The following is a 22417-nucleotide window of genomic DNA, read 5'->3' as shown; positions in this document are numbered from 1 at the left end:
GAGCCACCTCGCTCCGCTCGGTGGTTCCGACCCGCTCCGCGGGTCGGTCTGGGGTGCTGCGCACCCCAGTTGCCTCGGCTTCGCCGAGGCCGGCCCTTTCGGGCCGTCAGATCCCGCGCTTCGCTTGGGATCTGAGTGCGCTTCGCGCAACCGGGTCGCTTCGCTCCCCTGGCCTTCGGGCTTCTCCCTCAGGCCGGCCCGCTGAAGCGGGCAGCTGGCTAGGGGTCTGGGGTCGGTCAGAGTGGGACGCTGATGCCTTGCTGGCGTATGAGGGCGAGTCCGTTGCTCAGGCACTTGTCGGCTGATGGCGCATCATTGCGTATGGGGTGGGTCAGTTCGCCGCCTGCTGCGGCGAAGGTCCAGGGGTTGCGGGGGCGCTGCGCGCCGAATCGGATGAGGGCACTGATTCCCTGTTCTCCGAGGCATTCCAGGATGAGGAGGGAGACGTCTTCTATGCCGTTGTCAGCGCCTGGCTCCGGCAGCGGGTTCTTTGCTCTGACCATGTCGGTGAGCATACTGGTCACTGCGGTGTTTGATGACTTACCTGAGCTATTTGCTTCAAAAGTTCTAGCAGATAGACTCTGGAACCAGAATGCTCCACCTATAGGACGTCCGGGGCTCTGTCGGCCTCTCCGGAACCGATCTTTCGCGGGAGTTGCTCGAAGGAATCTACGTGCGGGCTTCCCGCTGCTCCTCGCCCGACCCGACCCTCCGTCAACCAGGAGAAAGCAGACCGGATATGGCAGAAAAAGAGCTTCGCCCTCATCAGCGGGAAGCCGTCGATGCCGTTCTGCGTGCACTGGAATTGCCTGCAAGATCACGTGTGCCTGAGCGAGGGCTCCGCACTCAGGTGATCATGGCGACCGGATCCGGGAAGACCTGGGTGGCGGTCCGCAGCGCGGAGGAGCTCCACACGAGCCGTGTGCTGGTGCTCGTCCCCTCCCTGGACCTCCTCGCCCAGACCGAGGCCGCGTGGCGCGAAGGAGGCCGCCGAGGCCCGATGATCGGGGTCTCGTCCCTGCGGGGCGAGGACGTGTCCTTCCCCAACACCACGGACGTGGATGAGCTGGTCGACTGGGTGCGACCGTTCGCCAAGGTCACGGTGTTCGCCACGTACGCCTCCCTCGGGCTGGGCACGCTGGAGCGCGCGCACCAGGCCGGCCTTCCGGGGTGGGACCTGATCGTGGTCGATGAGGCACACCGGACGTCGGGTCGGCTGGGCAAGCCGTGGGCGGTCATCCACGACAACACCCGCATCCCGTCCCTGCGCCGCCTCTACATGACCGCCACGCCCCGACTGTGGCAGCTGGACGAGGACTCCGAGGGCGCGCCGGGCGAGCTGGTGGCGAGCATGGAGGATGCCCCGGACGGGCCGTTCGGGGCCCGCTGCTACACCCTCACGCTGTCCGAGGCGATCGACCGGGGAATCTGCGCGCCGTACCAGGTGGTGTGCGTGGACATCACCGACACCCAGCTCCAGGCCGCGCAGCTCCTGGGCTCTGAGGGCCGCTCGGACCAGGTCCGCGGGGCCCGGCTCGCAGCCCTTCAGACCGCCCTGCTCAAGGCGTCCTCGGAGGAAGGGTTCCGGCGCACGCTCGTCTTCCACCACGTCGTGAAGGAGGCCGAGGCGTACGCGGCCGGCCTCCCCGACGTCGCCGCACAGCTGCACGCCGCGGACCCCGAGCTGTACCCGCGCACGATCTGGGCGGACTGGCTGTGCGGCGAGCACAAGCCCAACCACCGGCGCCGGGTCCTCGGGGAGTTCGCGGCCGGGATCGCCACGGACGGCACGGTCGTGGAGAAGGGCTTCCTGGGCTCGGTGAAGGTGCTGGGCGAAGGCGTCGACACCAAGAACTGCGACTCCGTCTACTGGGCAGACGTGCGCGGCTCCATGCCCGACCTCGTCCAGGCCGTCGGCCGCGCGCTGCGGATGCACCCGGGCGAGGGCAAGGTCGCCTCCCTCGTGGTGCCGGTGCTGCTCGGGCCCCGCGAGACGGCGGACAACATGCTCACCAGTCGGGCGTTCGGCGGGTTGGCGAAGCTGCTGGAGGCGCTCAGGGCGCATGACGCCCGGGTGGTGGAGCAGTTGGCGCAGCAGCAGGCTCCCAGCGCCTACAAGCCCGTCCAGAAGGCTGCGCAGGGCCAGGAGAGCGGGGGCGAGGGGAACGGGTCCGGCGGGCCGTCGGCGTCCGCGCGGAAGCTGCTGAAGTTCAGCACGCCGCGCGACCCGGCGCAGCTGGCGGCGTTCATCAACCTGCGGGTCCTCAACCCCGAGCACGAGCACTGGCGGCGCGGGGTGGAGGCCGCCGTCATCTTCGCCCGCGCACACGGCGACCTGAAGGTGCCCTTCACCTACCGCGTGCCCGAGGGTGAAGAGGCGGAAGGGGTCGGGTGGCCGGCCTCACTCGCCAACTTCCCCCTCGGGCAGTGGATCGCCGACAACCGGCGCTTCTACGCCCGCGGCGACATGGACGAGGACCGCATCGAGCAGCTGGAGAAGCTGGGCATGGTGTGGTCGCACTTCGACGTCGCGTGGGAGGAGGGCCTGTCCGCCGCGCGCGGGTGGGCCGAGACGAACGGGCACCTCCTGGCCCCGCTGGACGCCACGCACCAGGGCTACCGGGTAGGCATCTGGTTGAAGAACGCGCGGGCCGCCGCCCGCAAGGCAGCCGAGATCGAGCAGCGACGGGCCGAGGGCCTGCCAGTAAAGTCGTCGGCCGGGGCACTGTCAGACGAGCGACGCGAGCAGCTGGAGGACATCGACCCCTCCTGGTGCCCAACCTGGCCCGTGGCATGGCAGCGCGCCTTCCACCTCGTCCGGCTCCACCTGGAGGAGGCCGGCGGCACGCTGCCGACCGAGCCCGGCGACGTCGTGCACCAGGGCGAAGACCTCGGCCGATGGGTGCGGACGCAGCGGCTCGGCTGGGACAACCTGACGACCGTGCAGCAGTGGATGTGCCAGCAGGTCCTCGGAATCGAGCCCGCAGCCGAGGACGAGAAACCGCCCCCGCGCCGTACACAGGCCGACAAATGGGCGATGAACTACGAGGCCGCCAAACAGTTCTACGAGCGCGAGGGACACCTATGGGTGCCGCGCAAGCACGTCGAACGGATCGTCGGCGAGGACCAGGACGAGCGGGAGCTCCGGCTCGGAGCGTGGATCGGGAACCAGCGCAGCCGGGCCGCGACGCTGTCCCCGGAGCGGGTGGAGCAGCTGTCCGCGATCGGGATGCGGTGGGCGTAGTCACAGCGGTCCCGGTCGCACGGGTGCCGGGCAGACCGGGTCGTCCGTGCTCAGAAGGGAGGTTCGTCGCTGTACACCTGCTGACTGCTGGTCTTCTTCTGTGGCGTTCCGGTGGCCCAAGGATCATCCTGCGGCTGCTGCGAAGCGCCCCACCCCCCTGAGGACGCATTGCTTCCCCAGCCTCCCGCCGGGGCGGGCGGCGGTGTCGGCTCCGGAACCGGCGCTAGCTGAGGGGGACCGTCATCCACCTCAACGCCGTCAACAGCGTTATTCCACAGATCGCGGATGTACTCGCGAAGGGTGCGGGTGTCGTTGTCCTCGTCGTAGTCGGAGGAGTCAGAGAATCTCCTCCACGTCGGGTCGTGGTCTGCCATCTGACAGAGAACCTCATGCACCGCTCTCACCTTGGGCCATGTGCTGGTGGTCTCGCCTTTGAGGAGCCGGCGGACCGTTTCACGGCTCACAGTTACGCGGGCGGGTTGAGGCCCTTGAGAGGCGGCTGCCGCGATGCTGGCCGGTGAGGGGCGCCCTGCTGCGCGGAAGTAGGTGAACAGCTCACTCACGAAGATCCTCTTAGGCCCGCGCGGGAGCTCATCCTCGCTCGGCATTCGCAGAATCTGGGGCACGCCTAACTCCCGCTCATTACAGCCCACTTGAACCTGCACAGCCTAGCTTGGGCCAGGCATGACACCCATCAAAAGCAAGAAGGGACCACCATCGACCAATAGGACCCCCGTCAAAGCCTCAGGAAGACACACTTCTGCATGGTTCGCCCTGTAAAAGCACAGAGAAACCTTCTTGAGCAAAGCGCTGTTTTCGCTGGTCAGAGCGCTATTCGGGGTGCTTTCGTTGGTGTCATCCGCCCCATGGGACGCAGTGATGTCTCAACAGGTGGACAACGGCAGTGCCGTCACCGGAAACGGCGACGGCCCCCTGGTGGGCAGGGAGCCGTCTGCAGAAGACCGAACATCCCCGATGAAGGAGAAGCGCAAGTCCATGACCGAGACTACGGGCCCGACCTCGGCACCGAAACCCCCCAGTACGTCCCGGTGGGCGGCACGCGCACGACGGATTCGCGACGAGGCCGGCCTCTACCTGCTCCGCGGCGCAGCGACTGCCGCCGGAGGCGCCCTCGTGGCGTACGGCGGCGTCTGGCTCCACAACCGCTGACGCCAACCCGGACCAACAACAGCCTTGGAACGATTGCGCCCTCGTTCGGCGGGCCTTACATCCGCTCCATCTGGTGAGCAGCAGGGCCGGACAGGATGATCTCGTCCGGCCCTGCTGTCGTCGGGTCAGCCGAAGTTCCAGCTGCCAGCGCGCGTACGGGCGGCTTCGGCCTTTCCGGGGTGGCCTTCAGTGCCCCAGAGCGAGAACGGGGGCGGGCCTTATAGGCTGGCGACCCAGTGAAAGCTACTGGGCGACGATGCAGGGCTCTTGGGCACGGAAGCGCGCGCGTGTTTCCGGCCAGGGCGTCGCGCTGTCGTGGCCGGAGCAGCCGCTGCCTCCGCAATGGGGTCGTGAGTTGCGCGCTGGTTTGCCGTTGATCAGCGCCACCCGCCCGTACGCTTCGTAGCGCTCGCGGCTGTCCTCGCGGTCCACAAGATCGTTGGCGAGCTCCTGCTTTGTGGAGCGTACGAGATCCGCGATCGGAACACCCCACCTGTTTCGGATCATGGCTACGAGCTGCGCCTTGGAGTGGTCGCTCACCAGAGCGTTTCTCCGCTGGGTCAGCTCGTTGGCGAGCTCGACCTCGGCTGCGGGGATCGGTGTGATCGAGTCGCGGATGTACTCGGGGTCCTCGTCCGCGTCAAAGATCATGATGCAGGCCGCGTGCGGTGCGAAGACGACGGTCTCATCTGGATGCTCAGCCTGCGCCTCGGCGGTGGCGCGTACCCAGTTGAGGGCTTCGTGGTAGCTGAAGTGTGTGCCCTGCTCGCGTGCGGTGCGCTGGAGTTCGCGGGCGCGCTGCTGCTCGGTAGTGCGTTTGGTCATGGACGGGTCCTCTCGGCACCGGGTCCTCGCCCCCACACGGCAACCCCGGCTCGATGGATCCTCAAGGTGCTCGTCAAGCGGTCCGTTGATCCCGGAAGACCTTCCACCAGTGTTCCGGGCAGTGTGGGTGTCCGGGTGCGGTGTGGGCGTCGGCGAAGCCCAGGGTGTCAGCCCTGCGGGCAGGATACCGGCTCGGCCGCCAGCTCTACCCTTCGTCGGCGACGGCGAGGCGGTGGCGTTGTCCGCGTACAGGTCGTCCGGCTCATGTGGGTGCCGGACGACGTCGCGGACGAGGCGCAGTCGAAGGATCACGCCAGTTCTCATCCGGCGGAGCTCTCCCGCCTCGCCCTTCTCGGGGCTCGATAGCAGAAGGACAACACCGGGATGCCGACGACGTCCGTCGTGACCCGCGCCGCCAGCTTGTCACTCAAGGGCTTTTAGCTTGCGTCAGCCAGCGCTGTCCCGAGAATGCAGAAACTGGCAGGCAGGGGAAGACGACGTGGGAGAAGTGACGCGACGGACTGCAGGTGCTGGCCTTGTCGGCTGGCCGCTTCGAGAGGCAGGCGTGGGACAGATCGAGCAGGGTTTGGAGCGCGCTTTGCGTACCCGGCCCGTTCCCTCAAGCACCGAGGCCCGCCTGCGCTTTCTGCTGGCAGCGCATCGGGGTTCCACCCGGAGGGTGGCCGCCATGCTGGGGGTGTCGCAGCGCACCGTGCAGCGGTGGGTGACGAAGAAGTCAGGGGCGCGTCGTCTCCCGGGCCCAACGCAGGTTCGGGCGATAGAGGAAGCAGTCCTGGTTCGGTGGCAGCCCCGGGTACGGGCCCGTCGGCGTGCCCAGGCTGAGGCGGAAGGGTTCGTCTTCCATACCCGTGCGCGATTCGGGTTCGCGGCTGCTGCAGGCTCCTCGGACGATCCGCGGGTGCGGTGGATCACCCAGGACCTGCCGGGAGAGGTAGCTCGGGAGCTGTTCGCCGCCCAGGATGCCAGCGCGGGCGAGCAGCATCAGACGGTGATCCTCGCCCGCGCGCTGGGGCACGCCTACTTCCGTAACGGGGGCCGCCGCGCCCACGGTCTGCACATCGCCTTCAGCGACATTGAGTTCGCCGACTTCTCGATCGGCTGAGCCTGCCCCGTCGCGTAAACCACGTGAGGGTGTTCAGCGTCGTGAGGATCTGACGCGACTGGTCGGCATCGCTTCGTACCTCTCGGCTTCCTGCCGCTCGCGCCAGTCCCACTCCACACGCCCGGCCGGGCCTTGGCGGCGGGCCGCGGGCGGCTGGGGCGGGCGCAGCCTGGCCGTCTCCGCCGCGCGCAGCAGGTGCCCACGGTCACCGGGCGCGACGAGCAGCTCCTGGTCCTCACTGGAGATCAGCCGGGCGAAGCAGACCGCGGCCCGCAGGAAGACGCCGGCCCAGGGCGGTACGGGGTGGGCGGCGCAGCCGTCGGTGTAGCGGGCGCGGTCGTGCAGGGCGAGCGTGGCCGCGGCGTTGTTGTCGTAGTCGCGGGGGCTTGCGGTGGCGAGTTGCTGGAGGGAGGCGCCAGTGAACAGTGCGGTGGCGACGGCCGCGGCCAGGCGAGGATGTGCGGTCGCCGCGTGCAGCCGGTGGGCGACCTGCTGGGCGGTGTGCGCGGTGAGAGGCACGGGCGGTGGGCGGTGTCTCCAGGCGATCGGGGGCGGCGTGCACGGGTCGGTACAGGGGCGGGGGCTGTCGTAGGAGACGAGGCGGTCCAGTGCGGGCAGGGTAAGCCACCGGCTGGCCGGCCCGGCGGGCTCGTCCGCCGGTGGGGGTTCGGTGACAGGCGTGCCGTAGTAGTGGCGGCGGGCTGCATCGAAGTCGGTGGTGAGGGCGTAGTCGGCCGTCCGCAGGGCCTGGTGCAGTGCGGCAGGCAGGTGAGGACGATGGCAGACCAGGGTCAGGTGGATACCGGTGGCGGCACGCAGTTGGAGGAGGCTCGTCGTGCGGCGGGCGGTGAGGCGGTGGGCGCGTAGGACGGTCAGCCGGGTGACGGGCAGGGTGGTCATCCAGGCGGTGGCGGCTTCCCAGGCGGGCTGACGGCCGCCGGGGAAGCGGCCCGGGAGCAGGGGCGGTTTGCCGAGTGCGGCGAGGAGGTCGTGGGCGAGGCCGGTTTCGCTGGTGGTGCCCGGGCCGGGGTGCAGGGTGATCCGGCCGGACGGCGGATGGTGGGCGGCCAGGGCAGTGCGGGTGTGGATCACGTTGTCATGGCGGTCGATGACCACGGTGACGGGCGGTGGCGTGGCGGTCATGCGAGGCGACTGAAGGCCCAGCGCAGCAGTTCCCGGTCGGCCCGGGGTCGGCCGGTGCGGGCGAGCGCGGTACGGATGTGGGCGGTCAACTGGGCCCAGGCACGGAAGTTGCCGTGTGCGGCGTGGCTGTCGGCGAAAGCGATGTCGTCGGGGTCGGCGTCGATCCACACCGGATGGAACAGGGGGATGACCTGCTGGACTTCGTCGGGGGTGAGGCGGGTGAAGTGCTGCCAGATGAAGATGCGGGAGGAGAGCATCGGTTCGCGGCGCAGCACGGTGTGGCAGCCCTCGCCGCCGACGAAGACGACCGCGAAGCGGGTGGCGGGCTCGTCCCACAGGTAGCGGAAGTATTCGAACGCCTCGCCATTGAGCCACTGGGCCTCGTCGACGAGGAAGGTGCGGGGGTGTTCGGCCAGGGCGTTCTTCAGCAGGCGGTCGAACTCGCTGGGGTGGCGGGGCGGCTCGCCGGGCAAGCCGAGGGCGGTGAACAGCTCGTAGCGCACGGCCCGGGCGGTGGGGCGGGCGCGGAAGGTGACCCGTCGGACATCCTCGCCCGGTTCGAGTTCGCGCAGGCAGGTGTTGACCGCGAGCGTCTTGCCGTGACCGGCGCCGCCGTGGATGCACATCATGGCGCGTGCGGCGACGGTGTCGGTGATGTTCTCCCGCGCGGTGAGCAGGGCCCGGGTGGTGACGACGGCTGCGTCGGGCAGGTCGACGTACTGGTAGGTGGCCGCGGTCATCAGGCGTCTCCTGCGGGTCGGGAGTCGGGCTCCGGCGCAACGTCCGCCGACGGGTCGGCTGGAGCGGAGGCGGGCGGGGGTGGCGCTGTGTCGGCCGCAAGGGCGGGCGGGGTGCGCCAGTGCGCCGGAGGCGGGGCGGGCGGGATCAGGTCGGGGAGTGCCAGCCGTGCGACGTCGGTGTAGTCGGCGGCGGCGAGTTCATGCTCGGCCTGGGCGGCCGTGACGGCTCCCAGCCGCTGGGCGGGCTCCGCGCTGGTGGTGGGGGCGAATCGCTGGCGGCGTAGGCGTTCGGCGGCCTTCGCGTCGGCACGCAGGCGCCGGGCGCGCTCCGCGCGTGCCTCGCGCAGCGCCTGCAGCTGCTCGGGGGTGGCCGCGTCCGCGAGGTGCGCCGGGCCGAGGTGGCGGCCTCGGGCGTCGCAGACCTCGATCTCGTGGTCGTGGTGGGGCATGTAGCGCACGCGGACCTGGCGGCCGGCCTGGCCGGTCATCCACGCGGCGGTGTAGGTGCGGCCGCGCCAGCTCACGCCGTGGCTGGTCAGCTTCCGGGGCCGGCCGTCGTCCTCGAGGGTGAAGGCCCACAGGTCGGCGGCGGGGATGTCGGTGACAGGGGTCGGATCGGCCTGCCACGCCTCCAGCGGCGTACGGCCCGACAGGGCTTTCGGGCGGTGCGCGGTGTTCCACCAGTTCGTCCACTCCAGGACCTCTGCGGTGAAGTCCTGGAACGACAGGGCGGACAGCGCCCCCGCGGTACGTCCGCGCCGCTCCGAGCGCGGCCCGCCCTGCCCGGCGGTGTAGCCGGGCAGGGCGGCGAACAGCATCCGGTCCGCAGCCCGGTTGAGGCTCTCCACCGTGCCCTTCAGATGCGGGCTGTAGGCGGGCAGGTACTTGACCGTCACGCCCATCGCGCCGAGCGCGGTGGTGACGGCAGCCGACAGGAAATCCTTGCCCCGGTCCACCCTCACCAGCTCCGGCACTCCCCCGGCCGGGCCGTAGGGCTCATCCCGCACCACTGCGGCGCGCAAGGCAGCCAGTACCGACGCGCGGGAGGGATGGCCCGGGGTGACAGCGGTACCGGTGATGACCTTGGTGGCGGTGTCGATGAACCAGGTGATCCACGGGCGCACCAGGTCGCCGTCGGCGTCGACCAGCAGCGGGGCCTGGACGTGGTCAGTCTCCCAGGCGTGGTTGCGCCATGACGCCGGCCGCTTGCCGAACACGTCATGGGCGCGGGCTGCCTCCGGTCCGATGGCGAGACCGGCGCGCTCCCCCGCCGTCAGATCGCGGCGCAGCGCGCGCAGGAACGTCGACAGGGACGGGACCGGATCCAGCAGCGGCACCTGCGACAGGGCTGCCCCGCCCGGAACAGCCACCAGGCCGGGCGGGACGGGCCCAGCAGCGCCGGACGTATGTGCTGGTACGCCCCCGGCCTCGGCTGCGGCGCGCTCCACGAGCTGGCGGTGGACTGCGGAGGCGTTGCCGTGCCAGTACGCCAGCAGCACCCGGATCTCCGCGGTGATCTCGAACCTGCTCGTGTGGCGGGCTCCGGGGTGCGCAGCCGCCGCCGGGCTCTGGGACGCCTCAGCCAGCCACCGCCACACCGTGCGCTCCGATGCCCCCAGGCACTCCCCCGCCAGCCGCACGTGCTGCCGCGAAAGACCGCCCCGGGCCCGCAGCGCCAGCAGGCGGCGCACCGCAGGCGCCCGCAGCGCAACCAGCGACTGCTTTCCGAGCACGCCGGCCGGATCCCCCGGCGGTGGCGGCCACTGCCCTCCCGCGTCAACGCCGTGGCCGCCGCTGGTGTCCTGCGGTCCGCTGTCCGTCATCGCGCCGTTTCCCTCCTCGCCGAACGGGGTGAGGTTCTCTGCCGTCGGAACCGGTGTGCTCCGGGCACGTGAGAGGGGCCGTCATGGGTACGGACCGAGTCGGGCGCAGGCCTGGTCGATCGCGTCCCGATCCAGCCCACCCGCACCGGGGTCGCGGCCCCGGGCTGCACAGACATGCGAGGTGATCTTCGCCCAGGTACGGAAGTTGCCGCGGGCGGTCTGCTCATCCGCCCGCACCAGGCCGGCCGGATCCGCGTCCTCCCAGACCGGGTGGAACAGACCCAGCGTCCGCGGCACGTCCTCCGTGTCGAGGCGGCTGACCTGGTGCCAGGTCAGAACCCGGGAACGCATCGCCGCGGCCCGGGCCAGCGCCCGCTCGCTGCCCGCCCCGCACAGCACCAGGGCAGCCGCACAGCCCGGCGAGTCCCACAGCTGCCGCAGGTAGTCCAGCAGCGGCGGCGACAGACGCTGCGCGTCGTCGAGGAACAGCACACCCGACTCGGCCAGCGCCTCCGCCAGCGCCTGGTCGGCCGGTCCGGCACGGTGGGTCAGCGACCCCGGCGGCAGCCCCAGTGCCTCGCACAACGCGGCCCGCACCTGCGGCAGCCCGGGCCTGACCCCCACCACCGCCCGCCACACCGGCACCCGGGCAGGCAGCAGGTGCAGAGCCTGCTCGACCGCGACCGTCTTCCCCAGTCCCGTGTCCCCGTACACGCAGCCGATCCCCCGCGCGGCGACCGTGTGCCCCACCGCCTCCACCACCCCGGCCACCTGCCGCGTGGACACCAGCCGCGCTCCCGGCGCATACAGGCGCACCCCGCCGGACACCCGGGCACGCGCAGCAGCCTGCACAGCGCCGAGCCGTTCCTCACCTTCCGTACGGGACGGCTCGGCATCCGAGCCGTCCATGACCGGCGGGCCGTTCGCACCATCTGCGAAGCCGAGTTCGGCCAGTGCCCGGTCGTACCGGCTCGGCTCCACCCGGCCCGACGCCGCGCGGGCGACCTGGAGCACCCGGCCCGCCCTCAGCTCGTCCTTGATCGCACGGTGCAGCGTCGCCAAGGACGGCACCAACTCCGCCCCCAGCGTTCCAGCACACCCTCGTCCTGCGCCCGGAGCATCCTGCGGCGCAGCTCGGCGACGTTCCCGCCAGCCTGCGTGAGCACCTCCCACAAGGCGTCGCCCACCACGAACCCGCCCTGCCGCGGCCGCGCCTCCAACCGCCCCTCACGTCCGTCGGCCAGCCACCGCCACACCGTCCGCTCCGTCACCCCCGCCAAACCGGCCGCGATCCGCACATGCAACGACGACAGACCGCCCTCACCCCGGTCCACCGCCAGCAGCCGCCGCACCACCACCGCCCGCTCCACCCGCCCGGCCTGCGCCGGACCAGCCGGACCAGCCGGACCAGGCACTGTCTCCCCCACTGGGGTTCCCGAACCCGTCACAAGGCCAACCCCACCGCCCCGGCCGCCCCTCCACACGAAGACCGGCAAACCCAACACAGCCGGACCGCAATCTGCTAGCCGCACCGTGACAGCCACCTGGTCGCCCCATGACAGCAGCCGGTCTGCACGTCGTTACCGATCCCAGACCGGAGACGCTGCGCTGTCGGGCAGGATGGGCCGATGCCTGGTGAGCGCTTCTTCAACGATGACCCCGTCGACGGGAGCGCCGTCGCTCCTGACCTGCTGGGGCGCCAGCAGTACGCCCGACATGCCGTCGTACTTCTCCACCAGGTGCGCGAGCAGAGCGAGTCCGGAGTCCTCGCGCTCATCGGCCCCTGGGGTTCCGGCAAGTCATCCATCCTGCAGATGGCGATCCAGCACCTCAAAAACGCGGTCGGCGGCGCCGGCACCAGCGTGTGGTCGGTCGCCGAGCTGAACCCGTGGATGTACTCGGACCTCGAATCACTGACACTGGCGCTGTTCAGCGAGATCCGCGCCGCCCTTCCCGACGATGGCCAGTGGTCCGAGCTGCGCAGGAGGGTCGGAGCGTTCGGCCAGGCGGTCAGTCCGTTGGGAAAGCTCACCGGACTACTCGGCCTGGACTCCTCGGAGCTGATCAAGCTCGTCGCCGAACGCGTGGCCGGAGACACCAGCGCCTCGGCCGCCAAACGCACCGCCGAGACGGCGCTGCGGCAGGCGGGCCTGCCGGTTCTGGTGGTCATGGACGACCTCGACCGGCTCGCCCCCGAGGAACTCCTGGTCGGCTTCAAGCTCATCCGCCTGGTCGGCCACCTGCCGAACGTGTACTACCTGATCAGCTTCGACGAGCAGACCCTACTGGACGTCCTGCAGCGAACCGACCTCGTCGGCTCGAACGACCAGCGCGCCCAGGAATTCCTGGAGAAGCTCATTCAGGTCCGGCTCGACCTACCAGCCTTCCGTGACCGCGACATCGCCGCCATGACCACGCGTCTCCTCAACGCACTGCTGGACTCCCATGCGGTGTCCATGACTCCGGAACAGGAACGGCGCTTCTCCGAGGCCTATTTCCGCCACCTCCAGGACCGGCTGAGGACCCCGCGGGCCATCAAACGCTACTTCGGGCAGGCCGACGCGACGCTCGGCTCGCTGGCCGGGGAAGTCGACATCGTCGACTTCCTGATCGTCACCTTCCTGCGGACCAGCGAGCCAGGCGTCTACCGGATGCTGGGACGCCACCGCGCCGAACTGACCGGAACCAGCATCGACCCGGCGCTGCACCGCGATTCCAGACCCGGTGAGCACGCCGAGCGATGGAAGGAACGTCTGCGCCACGCCGGCGTTGCCCAGGACAACCTCGACGGAACGCTCGCGCTGCTGGCCCTGCTGTTCCCCGCAGTCCAGCAGAGCATCGGCAACGGCAGCGCCCCCCACGCCGCGGCCCGCCGACGCGGGATCGGCAGCCAGGACTACTTCGACCGGTACGTCGTCTTCACCGTCCCCGCCGACGACCTCACAGAAGCCGTCTTCCAGCAGGCCCTGGCCCAGCTCGCAGCAGGGACTGAGGGCGATGAGGCCGCACAACTGCTGCTCCGGCTCAGAGAAGACACCCACCGCATCATCCGGCGCATCGACCAACTGCGCGCCGACGCTACCCCGGTACCCGCGGCCGCGCTGCTCCAGGCCATGGCCGACAACTACGGCCAACTGACCGCACAGCCCGAGGCGATGGGCCTGCTGGGCGCCGACCGGCGGGTGCGCTCCTTCACCCCCAGCCTCCTCCTCGACCTGCCTCCTGAAGAGCGCCCCTCCGTCGTGGCCGCCATGGCCACCACCCCTGACGGAGCAGTCCTGGCCACCCGGACCCTCCACAGCGCCACCAACCCCGACGACACCGCCTCCGAACACACGACGACCACCGAACCGTGGGCCGCACAAGCCCGCGACGCCCTCACCGGCCGTCTGGCCGAAGACATCGCACCAGCCGCACAACGATCCGCCCCAGACCTCACCGACCAGGACAGCACCCTGATCTGGATGTGGCGCCAAACCGACCCCGCCAGCATCCGCACCTGGCTACACAACCGCCTCGACCACGGATGGGAACTCCTCCCGCTCCTGGCCACACTCATCACGCCCCAGCAGTTCCCGTTCCCCCTCATCGACAACGACACCTGGGCCGGCCTCGACGCCCTGTTCACCCACGACGCCCTCTACACCCGCCTCACGCCCCTCCTCAACAACTCCCCCGACACCCCACCCCCCACCGACCAACACCAGACCAACATCCTTCAAGCACTCCGCGACCGCCGACCCGACCACCCCCAAACCACCCCCGACACCACCGGCACCCCCTCCTGACCCCCCGCACCCCCAGTCCACCCAAAGCAACAGCCACCCCCACAACAGCCGGCCCACCCCACACAGGTCAGAAAACAGCAGCCGCTTGGTCACCCCATGACAGCGACCACAGCCCCGCCCTGCACCCGCTGCCAGGACATCCACCCGCTATTCCGCTGACGCCCACCCGCTGCCACCGCACCGCCCACTCACACCGCCTGGACCACCGCGCGCGCCATCACCACCCGCTGGCACGACCACCAGCAACACCTCACCCACCGCTGGCACAACCGCCTGACCCAGCTCTGCGCGGCCAACCCCCACCTGACCACCACGGGCAACGCCTCCCCCACCCTCCTGGCACGCGACCTGGTCACCTATCCCGAAACCGTCGCCCTCGCCCGCACACTCACCACCCTCCCCAACCGGCCACATAGCACCACCAACGACGCCCTCGCTCTCATCGCCTGCCGGCTCGGCCTCGCCCGCCTGACCCCCAACGCCAACGACCCACTTCGCGTCTTCCTCACCCACACACGCCACTGACCGGCATCATCCAGACCCCCAAGCCCCAGAGAGCCCAAAGAGCCCAGCCGCCTAAAGACGCGCCACCACACTTACGAGAAAGCCAAGATCAATCCCACATAACTACTGAACTGCAGGCCAAACGCCCGAACAACCAAACCGAACGCACCCCCAGTTCACGCTCATCACATCCGAACGCAACCGCTTCAGCCGTCCCGAGTCCCACTCCAAAGACGAAACACCAGACCAAAGCAGTCCAGCCCCCTGAAGATCACTGCTCCGTCACACGACCTCGGCATCCCGAAGCCACGAACCCATGCGGCCGGGGGCAAAGAATGACCGAACGGGCTGCACCACTGCTGAGTCCGCGCCATCAGGGCGACCACCCGTCCGTCTTCCGTTTTTCGGTCTACGGCGGAGGGTGGGTCGGTCGCCTTCCCCATCCGTGCGGCTACGGGGCTCTTCTCCAGATAGCCCTCGTCATCGCTCACCATCTGAATCCTACGAGCGAGACCGCCTCTCACTCTGCCGGCGTCAGGCGAGGCGGCTCCTCCAGTAGAGGAAGGTGCGCTCCGCGTCGGGCACCAGGTTCCATGGACGAGGTGTCATCTACCTGCCGAGGCGACGGAAGACGGGGGCTGCCTCGGACGGGCGGCGGGTTCGGGTCAGGGCGAAGGCGAGGAGGTTGAGGTCGGTGACCGCCTCGGCGTGCGGCGGGGTGGTGGTGTGGAACCATCGGTGCAGGGCCGCGTCGGTCTCCTCCACCGCCCGCGGCTCGTTCCAGTGGCCATCGGCAACGAGAGCGACAAGCGAGTCCTGCCGCTGACGGTGGGCGACGAGCTCCACGCGGGCCGCCACCGGCAGCAGGGCGAGCGGTGACCCGTACGGGGCACGTTCAGTACCCTGTCTGGCGAAGTCCAGCATCTCGGACACCGCGCCGTGTCCGCGCGGGGACAGATACCGCAACAGGCGGTGATGGGCGGCTCGGTGCCACGGGGCCCGGGTGACGGCCTCGGTCCACACTGGCACGGCGTCCCTGACCGGGACGGCGAAGGCGTACATCAGGTCCATCAGGGCCAGCCACGGCGCCGGGTCCTCGGGACAGGCCGCGGCGGCGCGCAGACACGCCTGCTCGGCCTGCCTGGCGGCGGCCCGTCCGTCGACCGCGGCCCGCGCCGACCGGACGAAAGCGCGCAGCACCAGGGCGTCTCCGTCGTCGGGGCGATCGTCGGCCCATCGTTCGGAGACCGCGGCCGGCAGGCCGCCCGCCAGTACGGAGAAGCGGTGCGTCCTGCGGTCCCAGTCGTGCCCCGTGTCGCGCAGCAGCGCGGCGACCGGATCCCAGGAGGGGCGGCTGTGGCCTGCGCCGAGCCCTGGCAGTTGTTGTGCGGGGCGGAGTTCGGCCAGGGTCACGTGCAGGGCGTGGTCATCGAGTTCGGGGCGGACGAGCAGGGATGATCGACGTCTCAGCATGGTGGTCTCGCCGTCGTGGTCTGGCCGAAGGCAGGCGCCCGGGCAGGCATTGGAGGGAGGCTGCCGGCGTACGGGGATCGTGGGGCGGGTCGGGGCCGGAAGCCGCGCCCGCCCTGCGATCCGTGCGTCAGCAGCAGCGGCTCTGCGGGTGGGTCTCACGGTGTAGGGAGCGCAGCACCTCGTACTCCCGTCGCGACGGGACGGGAGCCTGGGCATGAAGGCGGCGCTGGTGTGCGCAGTAGCGGTGGTACTCCGCCTCTCCGGTCAGCTCGCGCAGATACCAGCGCACCGCCCGCACCCAGCGCAGGCCACTCATGAGCCAGCCCCCACCAGCGGTTCGGCACTCCGCTCGCGCTCCTCGATGCGGGACTCGACGTACGGCGCCTCCGTCGTCGGGAGCGGGAGGGGGGATCGTACGGCCCGTACGCACACCACCGCCGCGTTGACGATCACTACGGCGACCAGCAGCAGGAACAGTACGATGAGGACGCCGTCGACGGTGGAGTTGGTGACGACGGTGTGCATGTCGTCGATGGTCTTGGCGGGCGGGAACACCTGCCCGGCGTCGATGGCGTCGGCGTACCGTGTGCGCTGGGCGAAGAAGCCAACCTTGGCGTCGTCGGAGAAGATCTTCTGCCAGCCGGCGGTGTAGGTGACCGCGACCACCCAGGCCAGCGGGGTGCCGGTGACCCAGGCCCAGCGCAGTCGCCCGGACTTGATCAGGACGGTCGTACAGACGGTGAGGGCGACGGCGGCCAGGAGCTGGTTGGCGATGCCGAAGAGGGGGAAGAGCTGGTTGATTCCGCCCAGGGGATCGGTGGCGCCGACGTAGAGGAAGTAACCCCAGGCGGCCACGACGAGTCCGCTGCACAGCCAGATGCCCGGCTTCCAGTTGACCCGGCCGAGCGGCTTCCAGACATTGCCCAGCATGTCCTGGAGCATGAAGCGTCCGACACGGGTGCCCGCGTCGACCGTGGTCAGGATGAACAGCGCCTCGAACATGATCGCGAAGTGGTACCAGAATGCCTTCATGGCGCTACCGCCGAAGACGCCGGAGAAGATCTCCGACATGCCAACGGCCAGGGTCGGCGCTCCGCCGGACCGGGCAATCAGCGTCTGCTCCTCAACTGCGCTTGCGGCGTGCGCCAGTTGGTCGGGAGTGATCGTGAAGCCGAGGCCCGCCACGGCGTGGGACGCCGACTCGGCGGTCGTACCGAGGAGCCCCGCGGGCGCGTTCATCACGTAGTACAGACCCGGCTCCAGGGTCGCCGCGGCGATCAGCGCCATGATCGCGACGAACGACTCCATAAGCATGGCCCCGTACCCGATCATGCGGACCTGGGACTCCTTCTGGATCAGCTTCGGCGTCGTACCGGAGGCGACCAGCGCATGGAAGCCGGACAGCGCGCCACAAGCGATCGTGATGAAGAGAAAGGGGAAGAGGGAGCCGGCGAAGACCGGGCCCGCGCCCGAGGTCGCGAACTTGCTGACCGCGTCCGCGTGCAGGACCGGAGCGGCCACGACCACACCGACCGCGAGCAGCGCGATGGTGCCGATCTTCATGAAGGTGGAGAGGTAGTCGCGCGGAGCGAGCAGCATCCACACGGGGAGCACGGAGGCGACGAAGCCGTAGCCGATAAGGCAGAAGACGAGGGACGTCGGGCTGAGGGTGAAGGCGGAGGCCAGTGAGGAGTCCTGGACCCAACTGCCGCCGACGATCGCCAGCAGGAGCAGCGCCACGCCGATGAAGCTGGTCTCGACGACCCGGCCCGGGCGGATCCGGTGCAGCCAGAAGCCCATGAACAGCGCTATGGGGATTGTCATGGCGACGGAGAAGGTGCCCCATGGGGAGTGCGCGAGGGCGTTGACGACGACCAGGGCCAGCACGCCGAGCAGGATGATCATGATGGCGAACACCGCGATCAGGGCCGCCGCCCCACCCGCCAGGCCGATCTCGTCCCGTGCCATCTGCCCGAGCGACTTGCCGTCCCGCCGCATGGACAGAAACAGGACCACCATGTCCTGCACCGCGCCCGCGAAGATCACCCCGGCCACGATCCAGAGCGTGCCCGGCAGGTACCCCATCTGGGCCGCGAGGACGGGACCCACCAGCGGTCCGGCGCCGGCGATGGCGGCGAAGTGGTGCCCCAGGAGCACCCGGCGATCGGTGGGGTGGAAGTCGACGCCGTCTTCGAGGCGTTCGGCGGGGGTGGCCCGGCGGTCGTCCGGCTTCAGTACGCGGCGGACGATGAAGCGCGAGTAGAAACGGTAGGCGATGGCGTACGAGCCGAGGGCGGCAACCACCAGCCAGACCGCGGAGATCTTCTCGCCCCGGGCCAGGGCGAGAACACCCCAGGCGACCGCACCGAGCAGGGAGACAGTGGCCCACAACAGGACCGACCGAGGTGACATGCGTGATTTTTCTGGCTTTTCGGGCGCCTGGAGGGCGGACGCGGGCATGGCGGCTCCTCACCTGGAGGTGTGACAAGAAGTGCGCTGGGATCAGCGGCGGCGATGTCGGTCCGTCAGCGCATACGCCGCGAGCAGGCAGAGGCCGCACCCCGGCACCCAGGCGAGCTGGTACCAGTAGAAGAACGGCGTCCCCGCCAGCCGCGGCTCCGCGCCGGCGTACCAGGGGACCCACAGCAAGCCTGCGGCGGGCGCGAGGAGCAGTACGGCAATCGCGACGCGACGTAGCCGGTAATGACCGTTCCGTGCCATGACCTGCGCCCCTCTCCCGCTCGCTGTCGGTCTGTGCAAGAGTTGCCCACCCCCCGGAACCGGTTGACAGCGAATTTCCGGGAAATTTCCCTCCGGTTCCATGTCCTCCGTTCCGGCCGCCCGCGCAACTCTCCCGCGAGGCACACACCAAGGACGGTGACCCATGGCCGACAGCGCCATGACCGCTACGTTCCTCGCCGTGATCGGCGGAGCGTCGCTGCTCGCCGTCACCGCGCGCCGTCTGCAGCCGCGCGACCGGCTGCCCTCACTGGAGGGCTGGGCGCTGGCCGACCGCAGCCTGGGCCCCGTGTGGACCTGGTTCCTGCTCGGCGGCACGATCTTCACCGCGTACACCTTCACCGCCGTACCGGGACTCGCCTACGGCAACGGAGCACCCGCCCTCTTCGCGGTGCCGTACACGGTGATCGTCTGCCCGATCGCCTTCGTGCTGCTGAGCCGCCTGTGGGACGTGGCCCGCCGGCACGGCTACGTCACCGCCGCCGACTTCGTGCGCGGACGGTACGGATCACCGTCGCTGGCCCTGGTGGTCGCGCTGACCGGGATCCTGGCGACGATGCCGTATCTGGCGCTTCAACTGCTCGGTATACGGGCGGTATTGACGGCCGGGGGTGTGTATCCGCGGGGCGCGGTCGGGGACCTGGTGATGGTGGCGCTGTTTGCGGGGCTGGCGATGGCCACGTACCGGCACGGACTGCGGGCGCCGGCGGTCATCTCCGCGCTCAAGGCGGTCGCCGTCTTCGTCTCGCTGACTGCGGTCACCTGGCTGGTCCTGGAACGGCTCGGCGGCCCGGCCCCGGTCTTCGACGGCGCCGCGCGCCGCCTCGGCGGCCCGGCACTGCTGCTCTCGCCCGCCCAGCAGCCCGCGTACGCCACCCTCGCCCTCGGCTCCGCGCTCGCCTTGCTGATGTACCCGCACGTGCTGACCGCCGGGTTCGCCGCCAGCGGACCGCGCACCCTGCGCAAGGTCTCCGTGGCCCTGCCCGCCTGGACCGGGCTGCTCGCGCTCTTCGGCTTCCTCGGCATCGCGGCGATCGCTGCGGGCGTGCGCGCACCGAAGGGCGGCGCCGAGGCCGCCGTACCGATGCTGGTGGACCGGCTGATGCCGGGTCCGCTGGCCGGGCTGGTGTTCGGAGCGATCACCGTGGGGGCGCTGGTCCCGGCGGCGGTGATGTCGATAGCGGCCGCCAGCAGCTTCGTACGCAATGTCTACGTCGAGTACGTGCACCCGACGGCCACGCCCAAGCGGCAGGTGCGCATCGCCAAGGCCGTCTCGCTCACCGCGAAGGTGGGGGCTGTGGCTTTCGTGTTCGGGCTGCGCGACCAAGACGCGATCAACCTCCAACTGCTCGGCGGGGTCTGGATCCTGCAGATTTTCCCGGCCGTGGCGATCGGCCTGTTCAGCGGGCAGCTGCATCCGCGCGCGCTGCTCGCCGGGTGGGGCGCGGGCATGGCGGCCGGGACCTACCTGGTCGTGCGCGAGGGCTTCTCGTCCATCGTGCCGCTCGGTTCCGGACCGCTGGAGATCTACGCCGGGCTCGCGGCCCTGCTGCTCAATCTGACCGTCGCCGTGGCCAGCACCCCCGTCCTCGAACGTCTCGGCGTCCCGCGCGGCGCCGACGCGACCGACCTGCCGTCCCGCCTGAACCTCAGGCGGCACCCCGAGACGGAAGCGAAGAACCCGTGAGACGCAGAACCAGCACCCCCTTGCCGGTGCCGACCAGCACTCCGTTGACGGTGCCGCGACCGCCGACTGCGCCCGAGACCCTCGCCCCTGTGGTGGGCGACCCAGCCGACCCGGAACGCGAGACCGGCGTCGCTCGCCTCTTCGAGCTGCACTACGCCTCGATGTTGCGCCTCGCCGTCCTGCTCGGCGCCGACGACCCGGAGAACGTGGTGGCCGAGGCGTACTACCAGATTTACCGGAAGTGGCAGCGGCTGCGGGACGCCGAGGCGGCGGAGGCGTATCTGCGCTCCACCGTGTGCAATCTGACCCGGATGCGCATACGTCACCTCCAGGTCGCCCGCAGGCACGTAGAGAACCCGCCGGACGAAGTCGTCGCCTCCGCCGAGAGCACCGCTATCCTCCACGACGACCAGCGGGTGCTGATCGACGCGCTCCAGCAGTTGCCGGCCCGGCAGCGCGAAGCACTCGTCCTGCGCCACTGGCTCGGGCTGAAGGAGAAAGAGATCGCCGCCACGATGGGCATCTCCTGCGGCTCGGTCAAAACACACACCGCACGCGGCCTAGCCGCCCTGACGAAGACCATGGAGGGCTGGCGATGAACGGCACCAGTCCGGAGCGGACCGAGAAGGAGCTCCAGGCGGCCCTGGCCGCCATGGCGGACGGAGTGGGGGTACCTGCCACGCCCGACGCCTATCGCACGGCCCGCGGCGAGTGGCTGCGGCGCGAGCGCCAGCGCCGGCTCGTCCTCGCCGTACTGATCGCCGTTGTCTTCACCCTGGCCACGCTGATTGGCCTGTGGGTCCTCAATCAGACCCCCACCGGTCCTGACGTCATCTTCTCCAGCGCCGCGGGGGCGGTCCCCGGCGGGGCGGGCTGACATGGCGAAGGCCGCCTTCCCATCGCTGAGAAAACGGCCTCTTAAAGAGCGTTTTGTCCTGGCGAGGGTGCTTGGTTGCGTTTTAGGTAGTCGATCGTCTTGGGCTGCTGCGGCCGTGGACGACTCTTGTGGCTGGTGTGTCATGCGACGACGCGTCGGGGCCCGTTTCGCCCCCTTCACTCCTGTCTGATCCCAAGGCGCCCCCGTCCACCCCTGTTTGCGCCCTGTCTCCATGCGCCGGTCGGCGGTACTACCGAAACATGCCTCGACGCCGGCCATATCCCAGTGGCCTGTCCGATGCACGCTGGGAGTTGATAGAGCCCACCGTGACAGCCTGGCGCGCTGAGCGCAGAGGCAGGGGCCTGGACATCGGGCGCCCGCCCGAGCATGATCTGCGGCGGATCATGGACGCGATCTTGCACGTCGACCGAACCGGGATTCCCTGGAGCTACCTCCCGCACGACTTCGCCCCGTGGGAGACCGTCTACGGGTACTTCGCCGCCTGGCAGAAGGATGGCGTGTTCGACCAGCTCAACGGCCTGCTGCGGCGACTCGTGCGGGAACGGGAAGGCCGGGACGCCGAGCCGAGCGCCTGCATGCTGGACGCCCAGAGCGTCAAGACCTCCGCGAATGTGCCAGCCGCCGGGCAGGGCACCGACGCAGGCAAGAAGATCGCAGGTCGCAAGCGCCACATTGGGGTCGACACCCTCGGCCTCCTCCTGGCCATCTGGGTGACGGCGGCCAGCATCTCCGACAATGCAGGCGGCATCCACGTCCTCGACCGCATCGCCTCCAGCCATCCCCGCGTCACCAAAGCATGGTCCGACACCGGCTACCGCACCAAAGTCATCGATCACGGTGCCAGCCTCGGCATCGACGTCGAAGTCGTCCGCAAAGACCCCGCGGAGAAGGGCTTCAAGGTCATTCCCCGACGCTGGGTCGTGGAGCGGACGTTCGGCTGGCTCATGCACCACCGCCGACTCGCCCGCGACTACGAAACCCACCCCCACCGCTCCGAGGCCATGATCAACCTCGCGATGGTCGACCTCATAAGCCGACGCCTCACCCGAGAATCGACCCTGAACTGGCGCGACACCTGAAGCCCGAACCAAACACCCCCGCCAGGACAAAACGCTCTTTAAGACCGTGTCCTATGTGGTGAGGCGGACGTTGGTCTGTGTATGGGGCGGGGTACGTGGAGTTGGATTGTTCCGGACGGTCTGTGGGAGATCGCGAAGCCGTTGATCCCGCCGTCGAAGGTGCGGTCGCAGGGTGGTGGGG

The 22417-nt window shown here is 69.8% G+C and carries 19 protein-coding genes and 1 pseudogene; 8 read left to right on the top strand and 12 right to left on the bottom strand.

The window, feature by feature from the left end; all coding sequences use genetic code 11:
- Nucleotides 1–236 precede the first annotated feature (236 nt).
- Nucleotides 237–524, bottom strand: a complete 288-nt coding sequence (locus AC3EUV_RS36590; RefSeq protein WP_488187995.1) for a hypothetical protein — start codon at nucleotides 522–524, stop codon at nucleotides 237–239.
- A 215-nt stretch (nucleotides 525–739) separates the two neighbouring features.
- Here AC3EUV_RS36590 and AC3EUV_RS36585 point away from each other — a divergent pair, with 215 nt between their 5' ends.
- Nucleotides 740–3244, top strand: a complete 2505-nt coding sequence (locus tag AC3EUV_RS36585; RefSeq protein WP_435604777.1) for a helicase associated domain-containing protein — start codon at nucleotides 740–742, stop codon at nucleotides 3242–3244.
- A 50-nt stretch (nucleotides 3245–3294) separates the two neighbouring features.
- On the opposite strand, the gene AC3EUV_RS36580 is transcribed toward AC3EUV_RS36585, so the two are convergent.
- Nucleotides 3295–3870, bottom strand: a complete 576-nt coding sequence (locus tag AC3EUV_RS36580) for a hypothetical protein (RefSeq protein WP_435604776.1) — start codon at nucleotides 3868–3870, stop codon at nucleotides 3295–3297.
- A 787-nt stretch (nucleotides 3871–4657) separates the two neighbouring features.
- Nucleotides 4658–5239 carry a hypothetical protein gene (locus tag AC3EUV_RS36575; RefSeq protein WP_432146780.1) on the bottom strand — a complete coding sequence of 194 codons (582 nt, stop codon included), beginning with the start codon at nucleotides 5237–5239 and terminating at the stop codon, nucleotides 4658–4660.
- A 499-nt stretch (nucleotides 5240–5738) separates the two neighbouring features.
- Here AC3EUV_RS36575 and tpg point away from each other — a divergent pair, with 499 nt between their 5' ends.
- Nucleotides 5739–6362, top strand: a complete 624-nt coding sequence (tpg, locus tag AC3EUV_RS36570; RefSeq protein ID WP_435604775.1) for a telomere-protecting terminal protein Tpg — start codon at nucleotides 5739–5741, stop codon at nucleotides 6360–6362.
- A gap of 33 nt (nucleotides 6363–6395) precedes the next feature.
- On the opposite strand, the gene AC3EUV_RS36565 is transcribed toward tpg, so the two are convergent.
- From AC3EUV_RS36565 to AC3EUV_RS36545, 5 genes are all read right to left on the bottom strand, one after another.
- On the bottom strand, nucleotides 6396–7505 hold the full coding sequence (locus AC3EUV_RS36565; RefSeq protein ID WP_432146782.1) for a hypothetical protein: 1110 nt from the start codon (nucleotides 7503–7505) through the stop codon (nucleotides 6396–6398).
- Nucleotides 7502–8245: an AAA family ATPase gene (locus AC3EUV_RS36560; protein ID WP_432146783.1), complete on the bottom strand. Its 744-nt coding sequence runs from the start codon at nucleotides 8243–8245 to the stop codon at nucleotides 7502–7504. Before AC3EUV_RS36560 ends, AC3EUV_RS36565 begins: the two co-directional genes overlap by 4 nt.
- Nucleotides 8245–10068 (bottom strand): Mu transposase C-terminal domain-containing protein, encoded by a 1824-nt coding sequence (locus tag AC3EUV_RS36555; RefSeq protein ID WP_432146784.1) that lies wholly within the window; start codon nucleotides 10066–10068, stop codon nucleotides 8245–8247. Before AC3EUV_RS36555 ends, AC3EUV_RS36560 begins: the two co-directional genes overlap by 1 nt.
- Before the next feature lie 81 nt (nucleotides 10069–10149).
- Nucleotides 10150–11130: an AAA family ATPase gene (locus AC3EUV_RS36550; RefSeq protein ID WP_435604774.1), complete on the bottom strand. Its 981-nt coding sequence runs from the start codon at nucleotides 11128–11130 to the stop codon at nucleotides 10150–10152.
- Entirely contained in the window at nucleotides 11094–11495 is a 402-nt protein-coding gene (locus AC3EUV_RS36545; protein ID WP_435604773.1) for a hypothetical protein, read from the bottom strand. The genes AC3EUV_RS36550 and AC3EUV_RS36545 overlap by 37 nt, the downstream gene beginning before the upstream one ends.
- Before the next feature lie 201 nt (nucleotides 11496–11696).
- Here AC3EUV_RS36545 and AC3EUV_RS36540 point away from each other — a divergent pair, with 201 nt between their 5' ends.
- Nucleotides 11697–13856 (top strand): KAP family P-loop NTPase fold protein, encoded by a 2160-nt coding sequence (locus AC3EUV_RS36540; RefSeq protein WP_435604772.1) that lies wholly within the window; start codon nucleotides 11697–11699, stop codon nucleotides 13854–13856.
- A 1113-nt stretch (nucleotides 13857–14969) separates the two neighbouring features.
- Here the strand turns inward: AC3EUV_RS36540 and AC3EUV_RS36535 are convergent.
- From AC3EUV_RS36535 to AC3EUV_RS36520, 4 genes are all read right to left on the bottom strand, one after another.
- Nucleotides 14970–15833 carry a hypothetical protein gene (locus tag AC3EUV_RS36535; RefSeq protein WP_435604771.1) on the bottom strand — a complete coding sequence of 288 codons (864 nt, stop codon included), beginning with the start codon at nucleotides 15831–15833 and terminating at the stop codon, nucleotides 14970–14972.
- A gap of 127 nt (nucleotides 15834–15960) precedes the next feature.
- A complete protein-coding gene (locus AC3EUV_RS36530; protein WP_435604770.1) occupies nucleotides 15961–16149 on the bottom strand; it encodes a YbdD/YjiX family protein in 189 nt (62 codons plus the stop codon).
- On the bottom strand, nucleotides 16146–18245 hold the full coding sequence (locus AC3EUV_RS36525) for a carbon starvation CstA family protein (RefSeq protein ID WP_435604769.1): 2100 nt from the start codon (nucleotides 18243–18245) through the stop codon (nucleotides 16146–16148). Before AC3EUV_RS36525 ends, AC3EUV_RS36530 begins: the two co-directional genes overlap by 4 nt.
- 90 nt (nucleotides 18246–18335) lie before the next feature.
- The gene (locus AC3EUV_RS36520; RefSeq protein ID WP_432146792.1) at nucleotides 18336–18554 is read right to left on the bottom strand and encodes a DUF3311 domain-containing protein; all 219 of its coding nucleotides are present in this window, start codon (nucleotides 18552–18554) and stop codon (nucleotides 18336–18338) included.
- A gap of 163 nt (nucleotides 18555–18717) precedes the next feature.
- Between AC3EUV_RS36520 and AC3EUV_RS36515 the strand changes: the two genes are divergently transcribed.
- From AC3EUV_RS36515 to AC3EUV_RS36495, 5 genes and pseudogenes are all read left to right on the top strand, one after another.
- A complete protein-coding gene (locus AC3EUV_RS36515; protein WP_432146793.1) occupies nucleotides 18718–20259 on the top strand; it encodes a sodium:solute symporter family protein in 1542 nt (513 codons plus the stop codon).
- A gap of 44 nt (nucleotides 20260–20303) precedes the next feature.
- Nucleotides 20304–20858: a SigE family RNA polymerase sigma factor gene (locus tag AC3EUV_RS36510; protein ID WP_432146797.1), complete on the top strand. Its 555-nt coding sequence runs from the start codon at nucleotides 20304–20306 to the stop codon at nucleotides 20856–20858.
- Nucleotides 20855–21136, top strand: coding sequence for a hypothetical protein (locus AC3EUV_RS36505; protein WP_432146794.1), 282 nt, complete (start codon nucleotides 20855–20857; stop codon nucleotides 21134–21136). Before AC3EUV_RS36510 ends, AC3EUV_RS36505 begins: the two co-directional genes overlap by 4 nt.
- Nucleotides 21137–21396: 260 nt before the next feature.
- A complete protein-coding gene (locus AC3EUV_RS36500) occupies nucleotides 21397–22236 on the top strand; it encodes an IS5 family transposase (protein ID WP_435604768.1) in 840 nt (279 codons plus the stop codon).
- Between the two features lie 81 nt (nucleotides 22237–22317).
- Nucleotides 22318–22417, top strand: a pseudogene (locus AC3EUV_RS36495) (IS5/IS1182 family transposase); the annotation flags it as partial.

The organism is Streptomyces sp. bgisy130 (assembly GCF_057708345.1).
This window is presented reverse-complemented; position numbering and strand designations above follow the sequence as displayed.